This window comes from Gluconobacter sp. (assembly GCF_047723935.1).
In the GTDB taxonomy this organism is placed as follows: Bacteria; Pseudomonadota; Alphaproteobacteria; order Acetobacterales; family Acetobacteraceae; genus Gluconobacter.
Genome location: NZ_JBDOBO010000058.1, coordinates 1 through 14,170, shown reverse-complemented (window position 1 = coordinate 14,170; position 14,170 = coordinate 1). Strand labels below are relative to the sequence as shown.

Genomic DNA, 14,170 nt, shown 5'->3' with positions numbered 1-14,170 from the left:
AGCGCACACAGAATGGCCAGCGGGATGGAGGTTGCGATGATGACGGTCGAGCGCCAGGAGCCAAGGAACAGGAGGACCACGATACCTGTCAGGAACGCGGCGGTGATCATTTCCTGCACGACGTCCTTGATCTGGTCTTTCACCATCACGGAGGCGTCTTCAAGGATCGAGACATGCACATCAGGCGGCAGAATTCGACGCAGACGCGGAAGAAGCGCCTTGGTCGCCGCCACAACATCCAGAGTGGAGGCGGTACCACCCTTCTGGGTAATGACTTCTACGGCCTGACGGCCCTTCACCAGCACCAGGTTTGTCTGAGGATGGCCACCGCGATAGACGTCCGCGACGTCCCTCACATAGATGACCGCATTGCCAACCCGTTTGACGGGGATATTGGCAATGTCTTCCATGCTTTGCGGAGCTGCGTTGGTCTGCACCATCCAGTCGGTCGCATCGATTTTCTGGTCACCGGCTGGCAGAACGATGTTCTGCTTGCGCAGTGCGGCCTGTACGTCCGCCGCAGCAAGATGATGGGCCCGAAGCTCGGCCTGGTTCATGGAAACCATGACAAAGCTGTCCATGCCGCCATTCGGGTGAGCCACGACGGCACCCGGAACGGTTGCGAGCAGTGGACGAACTGTAATTACGCCGAGTTTGAACAGATCGGACGGTGTTTGTTTGTCAGATGTGATCTGCAGGGCAATGACAGGAACCTGAGACGGGTTCAGGGCCATGATCATTGGTGCAGGCACCATGGGCGGAAGGCCCAGGAGCACTGTCTGCGAAATTGCCGTCACTTCTGCTTCGGCTTCCCCGATGGGCGTGCCGGGCTGGAAGTAAATATCTACAATCGACCGGCCATAATAGGAGTTGGACTCCATATGTTCGATGTTCTGAACTGTTGTCGTAACAGCCAGTTCGAAGTTGTAGGTAATACGGCCAGCAAATTCCTGTGGCAGAAGACCTGGATAGGTCCAGACCGCTGCGACGACCGGAATCTTGATATTGGGGAATACGTCCGTTGGCGTCCTGAGGATCGAGAGGATGCCAAGCATCACAATCAGAATCGACAGGACGACGAACGTTAAGGGTCGTCTTAGCGCGGTGACAACAATGGCATTCATTGGTTGGCGCGTCCTGATGCGGTTTAGGTAGATGCGCCGATATACACACTATGTTGTAAAGTTAGATTTAAACTCCCATTTAATACAGAGATTTAATTAAATGCAGATTTAATCTGTTGTTTGAAGTCGTGTATTCTATACGGCCTGTAATGAATTTATATTTATTAAAAGCAAATTTATTATAGAGAAAATGGATTTGTATCAGAAGGGGGCTTTCCCGGGACATTGCGTATACGAAAAAGCCCGCTCCCCAGTCAGGGAAGCGGGCTTTTCGATACCTTCAGAGAAAGATGGAGGCTGGATCAGCCTTCAGCTTTTTCCTCAGCGGCTTCCGGAGCAGCCTTCGCAGGTTCCACGATCGGGGAACGTGGGGCAACGCCATCCGTGATCATTTCGAGCTGACCGGTAATCTGGCCACCATCTTCAACCTGCAGACGACGGCACTTTGCCTTGCCGATCAGACGACCGCTGCCGCGGATGGTGAGGCTGCCGTTGACGGTCAGGGTGCCGTCAATCGTGCCGGCAACTTCTGCATCTTCAACTTCGATCGCACCGCGGAAGACACCGCCCTGTGCAACAACGACTTCCGCCGCCTGAATCATGCTGGACTCGACAGTCCCTTCAACGACCAGGCGCTCGGCATCCTGAACCGAACCCTGAACGCTGATACCACGGCCAACGACCAGCGTACGACGATCCGGACCCGTCTGGCGCGGTGCTCCCGGTACGCCTGCTGCACCCGGACGGGGCGCAGTTGCCGGCGTTGCGCCCGGCAGGTTGTTCGGGGATGGCGGCGCCGGGAAAGGGGTACGACCCATAGATGCGGGGTCCTTCTGCTGGTTGGGCTGCGGGCTGGCTGTTCCGGATCCGGACGCAGGAGTGGTCTGGCTGGAAGCATCCGGCCGGTTGGGAAAGATGGGCTGCCCGGCGAGCTTGCTTGTCTCGGCAGGCTTTGCGTCTTCTTCCGGTTTGCGTCTTCTGAACAAGGAAACCCCGCTACGGATCTGGAAAGAACAAGGACTATGTCTCGGCCGCTCGACACCGGACCTGCGGGTGCAGGGTTCGTCAGGAACGGCCTCTGACAAGGCTTACACGGTCACGCCCCGAACGGACAACCCGCGCTTGCGTGCAAATGTCATAATCTGACATGCGCAGAACAGGAGAGTGCATTCGTCCCGGGTGTTGGCGTGTTCCCAGAGGGCACCTATGATCGTGTTGATTTAATGGCGCAGACGGCGTCTTGAACGATTTTTTGCCTTTTTGTGAACTCTGGAGCCTTAATGTCAGCCCCCAAACACGATCTCCTCTGCATCGGCAACGCGATTGTCGATGTTCTTGCCTCTGTTGACCCGGCTGTTATTGCCGATCTTGGTGCAACTCCAGGCAGCATGACGCTCATCGATGCGACAACCGCGCAGGACATTGAAAACCGTATTGCTGTTGAACGTGTTGCCGGTGGCGGTTCTGGTGCCAATACGGCAGTGGTTGCGGCTCGTATGGGCGCAAAAGTCTCTTATCTTGGCAAGGTTGCTGAAGATCAGGCCGGGACGCATTTTACGCAGGATATCCGCGATCAGGGCCTGACTTTCCCGTCCCAGCCACTTGCTGCGTCTGAAAAAATTCCGACCGCGCGCTGCATCGTGCTCGTGACGCCCGATGGGCAGCGTACCATGTTCACTTATCTCGGGGCTTGCACGGAATTCACACCGGCAGACGTTCACGAAGAGACTGTTACGGATGCTGCCATCACGTACATGGAAGGCTATCTGTACGATAAGCCCCATGCTCAGGCGGCTTTCGAGCATGCTGCCACGCTGGCCCGCAAGGCTGGCCGTCAGGTTGCCCTTACCCTGTCAGACACGTTCTGCGTCGGCCGTCATCACGCGGCATTCCGTGGGCTCGTTGCCGGTCACGTCGATATTCTCTTTGCCAACGAAGCCGAGCTTCTGGCGCTGTACGAAACGACTGATTTCGAAGACGCTCTGCGTCAGGTTGCTGCAGAAACTCAGCTGGCTATCGTCACGCGGAGCGAAAAGGGCGCTGTCGTCATCAGCAAGGGCGAGCGTCACGATGTTCCGACTACGCCAGTCAAGGTTGTGGATACGACCGGCGCTGGTGATGCATTTGCGGCTGGATTCCTTGCTGGTCTGAGCAAGCGGCATGACCTTGTGACGTGCGCGAAGCTCGGCAATCAGGCTGCTGGTGCCATCATCACGCGCTTTGGTGCGCGGCCGCAGGAAGATTTTACTCTGCGCGCCTGATGTAGGGGGTGATCCGGGAATATGTTTCCCGGATCACCTTGATCGCAGAACGATCAGAGATGTTTCCGGGCCAATTCCGATTGGCCGATTTCCTGAAGATAGGTCCAGAGTGCATCCAGTTCGGTTTCCGAAATCGCGCTCTCCGGAAATGCTTCCATATGTTCGCTCGGCCATTTCCGCACCTGCTTCGGGTTGCGAACAATGGCACGTAGCCCCTTAGGCGTAATATATTCCGTAACTGGGATCGGGCGACCAAGATCGGGGCCCATCGTGCCTTCACCGACGCCCATCAACTGATGGCAGGGAAGACAGTTTTCAGCAAAGACAACCTGTCCCTGTGCTGCAGCGGAACTGGTTCCGACAGGCAGCTCATTGCTGGATGACGGCGTAATGACCGCAAGCTGGTCGACCCATTGTTCCTGCTTGATGATGCCAACTTCCTCACCGGTCCACACAAGGGCAAATGGCCCAAGGTCATGGCCGTGAGGACGGCGTTTAGGCCATTCCTTGTCTTCGATGGCGATCCACGCAGTGACGTGATGTTTGCGGGCCTGTTCGAAAACACTTCTAGGAATTTCCGCCGTGAAAAGATCAGTCGCCTGAAAAGCCAGCGCATCATCCTGATGGATCAGGGCCGAAAGTGGAATCGCGGGAACGTCTGGCCCGAGGGGCTGCTTGATATGGGAAAGATCAAGCTTCTGGGTCTCGGGGCGATGCAGAAGCTCTTCAACACTGAACTTGTGAACGGTATCCCCGTCCTTGACGCTCAGAACTGCGGACGGATTAGCCCAGGCTGGCGAGGCCACCAGCCCTGCGAGAAGAAACAGTCGCTTGAAAAGGTGCCGTCCGTTCATTCTTGCTTTCACTCGTTAAAATCCCTGTCAGTTCAGAAGCTTGCAGACCCTCGGTATCATAATGGTCTCGGAACGGAGTGAGTAAACAGCAAAAAAACGAGCGGTCCGACGCCTTAAAGATCCGACCAGCCAATCTGCTTCACATTTTCACGTGTGAAAGCATCTCGCACACCGGGATCGAGAAGCGCAGCGAGTTCGCCCTCCTGATCGTAGGTGGGCATGAAGCGATGCATCATGGCGTTTTGAGCCGTGGCGGGGTGGAAATAAATCTCACTGACGCCTTGGGGAAGCTTCGGAATGAGGGCTTGAATGCGGTCAGGGGTCATATGGCCAGACCAGCGCAGCCCGAAACACCAGTCATTGGTCTTTAGGCCCGCTTTGTGGATCTGATGGCGAAGGACTCCAATCCAGCGACGCAAGGCGCGATCACCGATGCTATCTTTTGCGTCCACAGGCTCAGGTGGCTCAAATGGAGAGCGCACAGCTTTCAGGCCGTGACTTAGGCCTGACTCGATCAGGAAGCGCCCGACAGTGGGGTGCAGATGCATATGCTTGTGGGCATTCGCGTGATCCAGCGGAAGGCCTGTACGGGCAAAGACGCGGTACTGCGCTTCAATTTCACGATGGATGGCACTTCGGGCATGGGGACTGAAGAAATATTCGACCCCCAGCCGCAACTGGTTGCGGCCAAACCAGCCCTGTTCATCCGTAATGGCGGGAAGGTCCAATACGGATTTTCCCTCAATAGCGACGACGTGCAGTCCGACTTTCAGGTCAGGCATGGCTTTCGCCCGACGGACAGCGTCCGCTGCGGCATCTCCGGCGACCATCAGGCTTGCCGTTGAAAGGATACCCTTGCGATGGGCTGCCTCGATGGCTTCGTTGACTTCCAGGCTCATGCCGAAATCATCGGCGGAAACAATGGCGCGACGGGTCATGATGAAGCTCCGGAACAGGGGCGAGGGTCATGAAAAAAGGGGCATGGCCGTCAAGCCATGCCCCTTTTCGAGAGAACGAGGCCGTCAGGGACGGTCTCAGGCCGCGTGACGGTCCTTAAGGAACTGGAAGAATTCCACACCTTCGCGCAGACGACGCTTCATCATTTGCGGGCTGCGGATCATCTCGTTCAGGATGGAAGCGATCTTGGAGCCACGGAAATAGAACTTCCGGTAGAATTCCTCGACGCTTTCGAAGATTTCCGTGTGTGACAGGTGCGGGTAGTGCAGGGGAGCAATCTGCACACCGTTCTCGTCAATTAGCTCGGCCGCATCAACGTTCAGCCAGCCATTCTCGGTTGCCTGCTTGTGGAGTGCCGTGCCCGGATAAGGAGCGGCCAGGGAAACCTGCAGTGTGTGCGGGTTGATTTCCTTGGCGAAAGCGATGGTCTCCTGAATGGTTTCCTTCGTTTCGCCCGGCAGACCAACGATGAACGTGCCGTGGATCTTGATGCCCAGCTTGTGGCAGTTCTTCGTGAATTCCTTGGCGACTTCGACGCGCATGCCCTTCTTGATGTTGTGAAGGATCTGCTGGTTGCCACTCTCATAGCCCACGAGGAGAAGACGCAGGCCGTTCTCTTTCATGATCTTCAGGGTGTCGTAAGGGACGTTCGCCTTGGCATTGCAGGACCACGTAACGCCCAGCTTGCCCATTTCACGGGCAATCGCTTCGGCACGGGGCAGGTCGTCCGTGAAGGTGTCATCATCGAACATGAATTCCTGTACTTCCGGGAAGTACTGCTTGGCGAGACGGATCTCGGCAGCAACATGCTCCGGGCTACGCGTGCGGTAGCGATGGCCGCCAACCGTCTGCGGCCACAGGCAGAACGTGCAGCGGGATTTGCAGCCACGACCCGTGTAGATGGAAATGTAAGGGTGCTTCAGGTAGCCGATGAAGTAGTCGTTGATGTTGAGATCACGCTTGTAGACTTCCGTTACGAACGGAAGGCTGTCCATGTCCTCAATCATCGCGCGTTCTTTGTTCGCGATGATCTCGCCGTCAGCATTACGCCAGGTGATGCCGTCCACTTCCGCCAGCGGCTTGCCCTCGGCGATTTCCTTGATTGTGAAATCGAACTCGTTGCGCGCCACGAAGTCGATCGGGCTACCCTGTCTCATGCTCTCGTCAGGCTGCACGGCAACCTTGGCGCCGACCATGCCGATCATGATCTTCGGGTTGGCGTCTTTGATCATCTGCGCCACGCGGACGTCTGATGCGAAGGACGGCGTGGAGGTGTGCATGACGACGAGGTCGCGATTCTTTACGTCCTCAAGGATCGGATCCATGCCCATCTTTGCCGGTGGGGCGTCGATCAGGCGGGAGCCGGGCACCAGAGCTGCCGGCTGAGCCAGCCATGTTGGAAACCAGAAAGACTTGATTTCACGCTTGGCCTGATAACGGGAACCAGCACCACCATCGAAGCCGTCGAAGGAAGGAGGCTGGAGAAAAAGGGTTCTCATCATGATCGGACACTCCTGTGGGTGGTGGCGCCAGACTGGAACGCTGTGGCGCGCGCCGAAGATTTACGTTTTCTTCGGGCGATATGGACCGTTCTGCCGCGCCATGCAACGCGTGACCCTCTTGCACTGCCCACCATGATGGCTGCGGAGAGCCAGTCACGGATGACCAGAAGAGGGATTGCAGCGGGCAAAGGACACTCCGTTGCACGGTCTATAATGCGGCTTCCAAGGCCACGAATGGCCCAGGTCAGCCCCAGCAGAAGCCAGGTCCACCATGTATTGGGACGAAAAAGAACGGCTGTGACGGCCCAGAACAGCGGAAGCTGAATGGAAGACAGGCCATAGCCGACGGGTTCAACATTCTTGACGGTTCTGCCCCAGCGTAACTCGTGAGAGAGCAACTCGCTGAGGGTGTGTTCGCCAACAGTGGTATGGGTGAGGGACGGCGCAATGGCGATGCCCTGACCACGCTGACGGACAAGCTGACCAAGTTCAGCATCGTCCGCCACGTGATCGACCAGAGCTTCCAGTCCGCCAATTTCAGTCAGTGTCTGTCGAGTGAGAGCCATGGTGGCGCCCAGACAGTCCTGACGACCCAGCAGGCGTGACATCATCACGCCTGGCAGAAAATTGTGGTTGATCTGACAGGCGCCAAGTTGCTGGACCAGCGTTCCACCAGCCGTGCGCCCGGCATAAAGAGTCGTCACAAGTCCGACACCTGGAGTTTCGAGGCTGGAAACGACGTGCTTCAGGTAAGTCGGAGCGCAGTGAATGTCAGAATCTGAAATGACCAGAACATCGTGCCGCCCTTCATCGAACATGTTGATGAGGTTGCTGACTTTCCGGTTCGGACCATGTTCCGCAGCATTGATGACAATGCTGACAGGGACATGCGGATGTTTCTGGTGAAGATCCTGAACGACGGACAGAGCCGTGTCAGCTTCGTCGTGAACGCCAAAAACAATCTGGAAGTCCGGATAGTCCTGCGTGAAGACACTCTCGAGTGCCTCCCGAAGAAGGGGTTCGTTGCCATGAAGAGGCTTGAGTACTGTAACAGCTGGCCAACGCCTGCCCGACATGCGGACGGCCTCGTCCTCTCGACGTTCCCGCGTGCGGAAACGTGCAAGAAGGGTAGCCCCCGTAAGGGCCTGAATATTTCCAGCTACAGATACGAGTGTACAGAAGCCAGCTGCAATGGAGAGAGGTAAAGGCACGGCGGTCTTTTATCTCCCCTTCACATCAGGAAGGAAGAGCTTCGTAGCCGCGCGGGACTCAATCATGCAGGAATTTGGTCGTTTTCCGGTCCAGCAGATCTGCAAGACCGCTTGCACCGCCCTGGGACAGAGCGCCGCCGAAATCGGCACGTTGTGCGGCAACCTGGCTAATATGGGCATCCAGAAGAATGTCTGTGATGCGCCAGCCTGAGGGGCCACTCGTCATGATGTAATCGATTGGCGTGCCACCATCAGAACCGCCGCCAATGGTCGTATCCACAATCTGGCCACCCGTTGGGTTAGGGCGGGTCTGCGGCAGGATAGTGAAGACGGCGTTACTTCCCGGTTTGAAAGAAGATGCATATCGCGCGATTGTGAACTGACGGAACGATCCAAGCAGACGGGTGCGATCAGCTGCGCTCAGATTATTATAGCGCACCCCCACAGAGCGACGCAGAATGGCCTCAAGATCAAACGCATGGTCAACGGCCGGCGCAATCACTGTGGCGCGTTGCTGTGCGGTCTTGCCCGTCGTCTGCGCAGTTTTCAGAGCATCATACAAACCCTGAATTGGCGCGGCTGGCGCGGATACAGAGCTTTCGCTGGCTGCTGGGGCGGTCTGGGCTTGCGCTGCTGCCACCGGGACGCCTGCGAAGAGGCTGGTCACAAGAAGGGACAGAGTCGCGTTCTGGGCAAATCGGGAATTCATGGTCATGCTTTCGTCCTCTGAGACGTTTTATGCAAGAGGTCATGCTCTTACTGCACGGTATCAACCGCCGGATGCGTAAATCGTTCTGTGGTCGAATGGCCACATCACTACATAGAATTGCAACCAACGACATTGAGGCCCACATGGCAATGAGGCTATAGCCAGTCAATCAAGAGTCCGATGCGCCTTCTCGGTGCCGGTTAACACAAACCGACATTGCCTAGGCCATACGGGCCTCATTCAGATGTTTAGGGCCCCGGCGCGCTGTCACGGCGCACACTGTCGGTGGCTAGAACCAGAGGATTATAATGGCCGTTCCTTTGATGCAGGCTGTCCGAGTCGGACGGTACGTTGTCAAGCAGCACCTCACGGGCCGCAAGCGATATCCGCTGGTCCTGATGCTCGAACCGCTGTTCCGCTGCAATCTGGCGTGTGCCGGTTGTGGTAAGATCGACTACCCGGCGCAGATCCTGAACCAGCGTATGAGCTTGCAGGAATGTCTGGATGCCGACACGGAAGCAGGCGCCCCCGTCATTGCCGTTGCAGGTGGTGAACCCCTTCTGCACAAGGAAATGCCTCAGATCATCAAGGGTCTGATTGCGCGGAAGAAGTACGTTTACCTCTGCACAAACGGCCTTCTTCTCGAGAAGAAGCTCGATGATTACGAGCCATCCCACTTCTTCTCCTGGGACGTGCATCTGGACGGCGACAAGCTGATGCATGACTCGTCGGTCTGTCAGGACGGCGTGTTCGAGAAGGCGACGGCAGCAATCCGGGCCGCCAAGGCACGTGGCTTCCGCGTTTCCATCAACTGCACAGTCTTCGATGGTGCGGTTCCTGAGCGTCTGGCTGCGTTCTTCGATGAAGTCATGGCGCTGGGCGTTGATGGCATCATGACCGCTCCGGGCTATGCTTACGAGCGCGCTCCGGATCAGGCACACTTCCTGAACCGCCAGAAGACCAAGCAGCTTTTCCGCGATGTTTTCCGTCTGGGTAAGGGCAAGAAGTGGCGTTTCACACAGTCGCCGCTGTTCCTGAACTTCCTGGCTGGTAACGAGAACTACCACTGCACGCCATGGGGCAAGCCGCTCCGCACCGTGTTTGGCTGGCAGCGCCCTTGTTATCTGCTGGGTGAAGGCTATGCCAAAACCTTCAAGGAGCTGATGGACGACACTGAGTGGGAGAAGTATGGTACAGGCGCATATGAGAAATGCGCTGACTGCATGGTTCACTCAGGCTACGAATCCACGGCTGTGATGGATGCCGTTCGTCGTCCCTGGCACATCGCCAAGGTCGCACTGTTCGGACCGGAAACTGAAAAGCCGATGGTTCCGGAAATCTCGCTCGCCAACCAGCGGCCTGCCGAATACGGCTATGAAGCGCAGGTGGAGCAGCAGATGGAAAAGATCACGACAGGTGGCAAGCCAGCTCGTGGTCCGCGTGTCCGTGTAAATGGCCGTCCGGCAGCCAATACTGTGACTGCGGCAGCTGACGCTGCTGATTGACACAGTCTTTTTCTGACTGGATTATGCAGAAAGACCGGCCTTCAAGGCCGGTTTTTTTGTGTTCTGTCATACAGAACTACGAGTGTGGCATGAATGTCATGGTGTCGAACGGCAGTCCTGACTATCATCAGGGTCTCATTACTCCGGCCGGACCATGTTGACCCCGATCTTTGTTATTTGCCTGCTTATTCTTCTGAACGCTGTTTTTGCCATGGGAGAGCTGGCACTTATTTCAGCCAAGCGCCCCCGGCTGGAAGTCCTTGCAAAGCAGGGTTTCCGCGGCGCGCCCGCAGCTCTGCGCCTGGCGGAAGACCCGCATGCGTTTCTTCCTACCGTTCAGATTGGCATGACGCTGGTTTCGATTCTGGAAGGTACGTTTGGCGGAAGCCAGATTGAAGCCAACATCCGGGAGTGGATAGCAACCGTTCCCGCTCTGCACCCCTTCGCGGGTGAGCTCTCGATTGTTCTGGTCGTGGCGATCATAACTTTTGCGATGCTGGTGTTTGGTGAACTGGTTCCCAAGCAGATTGCATTGCAACAGCCTGAGATCATCGCGTCTCGCCTGTCCTGGCTTCTGGTGGTCGTCGCTCGCGTCGCTCAGCCTGTCGTGTGGCTTCTGAGCGGCACGTCATCGCTTGTACTGCGCCTGCTTCGTGTCGGGCCTCTGACCCGTGCCGCTGTGACGGAGGAAGAACTCCGAGCTGTTCTCGCTGAAGGCGCGCGTGCTGGCGTTCTGGAAACGGACGAACAGGCCATGATCGAACGCCTGCTCCGCCTGGCTGACCGGCCCGTCCGAGCCATCATGACACCTCGCAACGAGCTGTTCTGGGTAGACCGTCACGCTGACCAGGAAACGCTCGTGCGTAAGCTCAGGCAGTCATCCTATGCGCGTATCGTAGTGTGTGAGGGGGACGTCGATCATCCGGTCGGTGTCATTCTTGCCAAAGACATCATGGACCGTCTGTTGCTGGGAATGCCGGTGTCCATTGAGGCAGCATTGCGCGAGCCCCCTGTCATTCCTGATAGTCTGAGCGCGCAGGACATGATTGAACGCCTGCGTGGTGTAAATATCGGCATAACTTTCGTTCTGGACGAATACGGCTCTTTCGAAGGCATCGTGACACCGTCTGACGTTTTCGAAGCCATTGTCGGTGAAGAAAAGACCGAAGCCAATTCCTTCGAACTCCAGGCTGCCGAAGGCGGGGATGAATATCTGTTTGATGGATTCATGCCTGCCGATGAGCTCCGCTCTCGCCTGGAGCTGCCGGAGCTGCCAGGGGGAGGCAGTTATCATACTCTGGGTGGGGTAATTCTGGCTTTGTTGCGGCGTGTTCCAGCTAGAGGCGATAAGGTCGCCTTTGAAGGCTGGCTGTTCGAAGTGCTGGAAATGGATCGCCGCCGCGTCTCGAAGGTTAAGGTTAGCAGGCAGGTTCTAGCGGAAGACTAATTCTGCTTCTGGTTAGGCACGGCTAATGAACAGTGCCTGCCGTTGTCCTTCCTCCTGGGCATACGTCCCTGTATGCCCATAGCCTTGGACCATTTCTGACGGTCGAAAAGTTGTCAGGAGTTCTATGACGCGCTTCTGCGAAGAAATTGCGTGCTGGAGTAACTCGCCGTTTCGCTTTCCTAGCGCGATCATCTCTTCCAGAAGACTACGATGCTCTGGAGACAATGGTGTACCTGCAAAAGCACACGCATCCTTTTCAGAGGCCGTTGCGATGGCTGTTTCCAGTTCTGTTGCTATGTCTTGTTTCTGTGGAATAAGCTTCAGGGCGTCAGAAAGTCGCGCTTCTGACAGGGCATCATTTTCAAGCGCCAGAATCGCAATAAGCTTTTTCATTGCTGAGATGATGGACGTGGTCATCATTTTTGTTCCTGCATGGCCAGCATCTGTCGATCAATGGCGTCTGTCATGCCCAAGCCGCCGTTGTTCTCCATCTGCTTCGCAATTTGCTCCACCAACATGGGACGGAATTGCTGCTCTCCCGCTCCTCCACTGAACATATTCTGACTGTCATCGCTGGACTGGAACATGGGTTGGAGCATCTGATTGATGGTCATGGATTCAAAATCCCGCGCTGCTTTGAGCGTTTTCGCAGCATCAAGTGCTTTGTCATGAAGGGCATAGCCCTGTGATAGCGGCTTTAGGTTTGAGGCAGTCATCAGCGCATCTCCAGTTCTGCCTGCAGGGCTCCATCCGCTTTGATGGCTTGCAGAATGCTGATCATGTCACGTGGGCCAACGCCGAGTGCGTTCAGGCCTGACACCAGTTCTCTTAAGGTCGTTCCACCTGGAAGAACGGCCAAATGACTATTCTTGCCCGTGTCAACTTTGACGTTGGTACGAGGGACAACAGCAGTCTGGCCGTTTGAAAACGGCCCAGGCTGAGAAACCTGTGGGGTTTCCGTGATCTGAACTGTCAGATTGCCCTGCGCAACCGCCACTGTGCTGATACGGACGTCAGCGCCCATGATGATTGTTCCGCTGGCTTCGTCCACGATAACCTTGGCTGGGTTGTCGGGCGTCACGAGCAGGTCTCCGATGCGAGACAGCGTGGGGACTGGGTCACGGGTACTGAGATCCAGCAGGACTGTTCGAGGATCCTCGACAACAGCGATGGGACCTATTGTGCGGTTGATAACGGCTGCCATTCGGCTGGCTGTCGTCAGATCAGGGTTCCGTAGGCTGAGATGCAGGTTTTTGCGGTGACTGAGATCGAACGGAACCTCACGCTCCACAACCGCACCATTTGCGATATGGCCACTGGTTGGAACGTTGCGGGTCACGGAAGCAGCAGCGCCACGGGCACTGAAGGCATTTGTCGCCAGGCTACCCTGCGCGACGGCGTAAACTTCGCCATCTGCTGCCATGAGAGGGGTAACGAGGAGTGTTCCCCCTGTGAGCGATGAGGAATCACCAGCGGCAGAGACGGTGACGTCAATCCGATTCCCGCCATGGGCAAACGCTGGCAGGTCTGCCGTGACCATGACCGCTGCGACGTCATGAGTCTGTAACTGTGTCTCCTGATCCCGAATGTTGACACCGAGCCGGTTGAGCATGGAAATCAGAGTCTCTCGGGTAAAAATGGAATTTGTCAGCCGGTCCCCTGTGCCGTTGAGACCGACCACGAGGCCATAGCCAATCAACTGGTTGGTTCTGACGCCTTCCATGTCCGTGATGTCCTTGATGCGGACGGTGGCAGCCAGCGTCAGAGACGGGATGCACAGGATAAAAGCGCAGAAAACAGCAGTTAGGCGCCGAAAAATTGGATGAGAGCTGAAGAGGACAGACATGAAAGTTCAGTGAAATCCTGACGGGTTAAACTGTAACAAAGACCCTTTGACACTCAGGATGACGCGGTATCGTAAAGAAACACCTAACACGGGCGCGGAATTCTGCGGTTGAAGGAGATATGGAATAAAGATCTACGGGGTTGGCGAAATGATCTGTGATGGCTATAAGCCGCGCGTTATCGCCCGCGGCTATCGATCGGACGTTGGCGGATTAGCTGGGATTGGATGCGCATGATTACGCTACCGCCGGATTATACCCCTTCCGACGAAGAAGAATTCATGAACCCCCTCCAGGTGGAGTACTTCAGGCAGAAGCTTCTGCGCTGGCGTGCGGACCTGCTGAAAGAGGCTGACGGCACACTCGCCAGTCTCTCAGAAGGCGGGATTCATGAATCTGACATTACAGACCGTGCAAGCGTCGAAACGGATCGTGCTTTCGAGCTAAGAACCCGTGACCGTGCGCGTAAGCTTATTGCCAAGATCAATATGGCTCTGCTGCGGATCGAAGACGGAAGCTACGGTTTCTGTGAGGAAACCGGCGAGCCTATCGGTCTGAAGCGCCTGGAAGCACGTCCGATTGCTACGCTTTCCATCGACGCTCAGGAACGTCACGAGCGCATGGAAAAGGTACATCGCGACGATTAAGGGGGTTGCACTTGGCGCGCTGAAGAGATACGAAGCGCGCCAAGGCACCGGTACTGCTGCTGTAGCTCAGTGGTAGAGCACTCCCTTGGTAAGGGAGAGGTCGACAGTT

General features: G+C 56.3%; 14 protein-coding genes. 4 read left to right on the top strand and 10 right to left on the bottom strand.

Features of this window, described 5'->3' with window-relative positions:
* Both ABF979_RS13460 and ABF979_RS13455 read right to left on the bottom strand, forming a co-directional pair.
* On the bottom strand, window positions 1-1,124 hold a 1,124-nt coding region (locus ABF979_RS13460), incomplete at its 3' end, for an efflux RND transporter permease subunit (RefSeq protein WP_415560360.1).
* A gap of 302 nt (window positions 1,125-1,426) precedes the next feature.
* The gene (locus tag ABF979_RS13455) at window positions 1,427-2,110 is read right to left on the bottom strand and encodes a bactofilin family protein (RefSeq protein ID WP_371822672.1); all 684 of its coding nucleotides are present in this window, start codon (window positions 2,108-2,110) and stop codon (window positions 1,427-1,429) included.
* 294 nt (window positions 2,111-2,404) lie between these two features.
* On the opposite strand from ABF979_RS13455, the gene ABF979_RS13450 reads away from it, so the two are divergent.
* Window positions 2,405-3,385, top strand: a complete 981-nt coding sequence (locus ABF979_RS13450) for an adenosine kinase (protein ID WP_415560358.1) — start codon at window positions 2,405-2,407, stop codon at window positions 3,383-3,385.
* 53 nt (window positions 3,386-3,438) lie between these two features.
* Here the strand turns inward: ABF979_RS13450 and ABF979_RS13445 are convergent, their stop codons facing one another.
* The 5 genes from ABF979_RS13445 to ABF979_RS13425 form a co-directional block, all read right to left on the bottom strand.
* Window positions 3,439-4,239: a c-type cytochrome gene (locus ABF979_RS13445; RefSeq protein WP_415560356.1), complete on the bottom strand. Its 801-nt coding sequence runs from the start codon at window positions 4,237-4,239 to the stop codon at window positions 3,439-3,441.
* Between the two features lie 113 nt (window positions 4,240-4,352).
* Window positions 4,353-5,177 (bottom strand): hopanoid biosynthesis-associated protein HpnK, encoded by an 825-nt coding sequence (hpnK, locus tag ABF979_RS13440; RefSeq protein WP_415560354.1) that lies wholly within the window; start codon window positions 5,175-5,177, stop codon window positions 4,353-4,355.
* 96 nt (window positions 5,178-5,273) lie between these two features.
* Window positions 5,274-6,698 carry a hopanoid biosynthesis associated radical SAM protein HpnJ gene (gene hpnJ / locus ABF979_RS13435; RefSeq protein ID WP_202206241.1) on the bottom strand — a complete coding sequence of 475 codons (1,425 nt, stop codon included), beginning with the start codon at window positions 6,696-6,698 and terminating at the stop codon, window positions 5,274-5,276.
* Window positions 6,695-7,909, bottom strand: a complete 1,215-nt coding sequence (gene hpnI / locus ABF979_RS13430; protein ID WP_415560351.1) for a bacteriohopanetetrol glucosamine biosynthesis glycosyltransferase HpnI — start codon at window positions 7,907-7,909, stop codon at window positions 6,695-6,697. The genes hpnJ and hpnI overlap by 4 nt, the downstream gene beginning before the upstream one ends.
* A gap of 58 nt (window positions 7,910-7,967) precedes the next feature.
* Window positions 7,968-8,624, bottom strand: a complete 657-nt coding sequence (locus tag ABF979_RS13425) for an ABC transporter substrate-binding protein (protein ID WP_415560349.1) — start codon at window positions 8,622-8,624, stop codon at window positions 7,968-7,970.
* A 302-nt stretch (window positions 8,625-8,926) separates the two neighbouring features.
* On the opposite strand from ABF979_RS13425, the gene hpnH reads away from it, so the two are divergent.
* Together hpnH and ABF979_RS13415 are read left to right on the top strand one after the other, a co-directional pair.
* Window positions 8,927-10,123, top strand: coding sequence for an adenosyl-hopene transferase HpnH (gene hpnH, locus ABF979_RS13420; RefSeq protein WP_046900163.1), 1,197 nt, complete (start codon window positions 8,927-8,929; stop codon window positions 10,121-10,123).
* 154 nt (window positions 10,124-10,277) lie between these two features.
* Entirely contained in the window at window positions 10,278-11,570 is a 1,293-nt protein-coding gene (locus tag ABF979_RS13415) for a hemolysin family protein (protein WP_415560347.1), read from the top strand.
* Between the two features lie 12 nt (window positions 11,571-11,582).
* On the opposite strand, the gene ABF979_RS13410 is transcribed toward ABF979_RS13415, so the two are convergent.
* Genes ABF979_RS13410 through ABF979_RS13400 form a run of 3 tightly spaced genes read right to left on the bottom strand, consistent with a single transcriptional unit; the run spans window position 11,583 to window position 13,416 of the window.
* Window positions 11,583-11,990 carry a flagellar protein FlgN gene (locus ABF979_RS13410; RefSeq protein ID WP_415560345.1) on the bottom strand — a complete coding sequence of 136 codons (408 nt, stop codon included), beginning with the start codon at window positions 11,988-11,990 and terminating at the stop codon, window positions 11,583-11,585.
* A complete protein-coding gene (locus tag ABF979_RS13405) occupies window positions 11,987-12,286 on the bottom strand; it encodes a rod-binding protein (protein ID WP_415560343.1) in 300 nt (99 codons plus the stop codon). The genes ABF979_RS13410 and ABF979_RS13405 overlap by 4 nt, the downstream gene beginning before the upstream one ends.
* Window positions 12,286-13,416 carry a flagellar basal body P-ring protein FlgI gene (locus tag ABF979_RS13400; protein WP_415560341.1) on the bottom strand — a complete coding sequence of 377 codons (1,131 nt, stop codon included), beginning with the start codon at window positions 13,414-13,416 and terminating at the stop codon, window positions 12,286-12,288. Before ABF979_RS13400 ends, ABF979_RS13405 begins: the two co-directional genes overlap by 1 nt.
* Window positions 13,417-13,647: 231 nt before the next feature.
* Between ABF979_RS13400 and dksA the strand changes: the two genes are divergently transcribed.
* A complete protein-coding gene (gene dksA, locus ABF979_RS13395; RefSeq protein ID WP_046900902.1) occupies window positions 13,648-14,061 on the top strand; it encodes an RNA polymerase-binding protein DksA in 414 nt (137 codons plus the stop codon).
* Window positions 14,062-14,170: the final 109 nt, after the last annotated feature.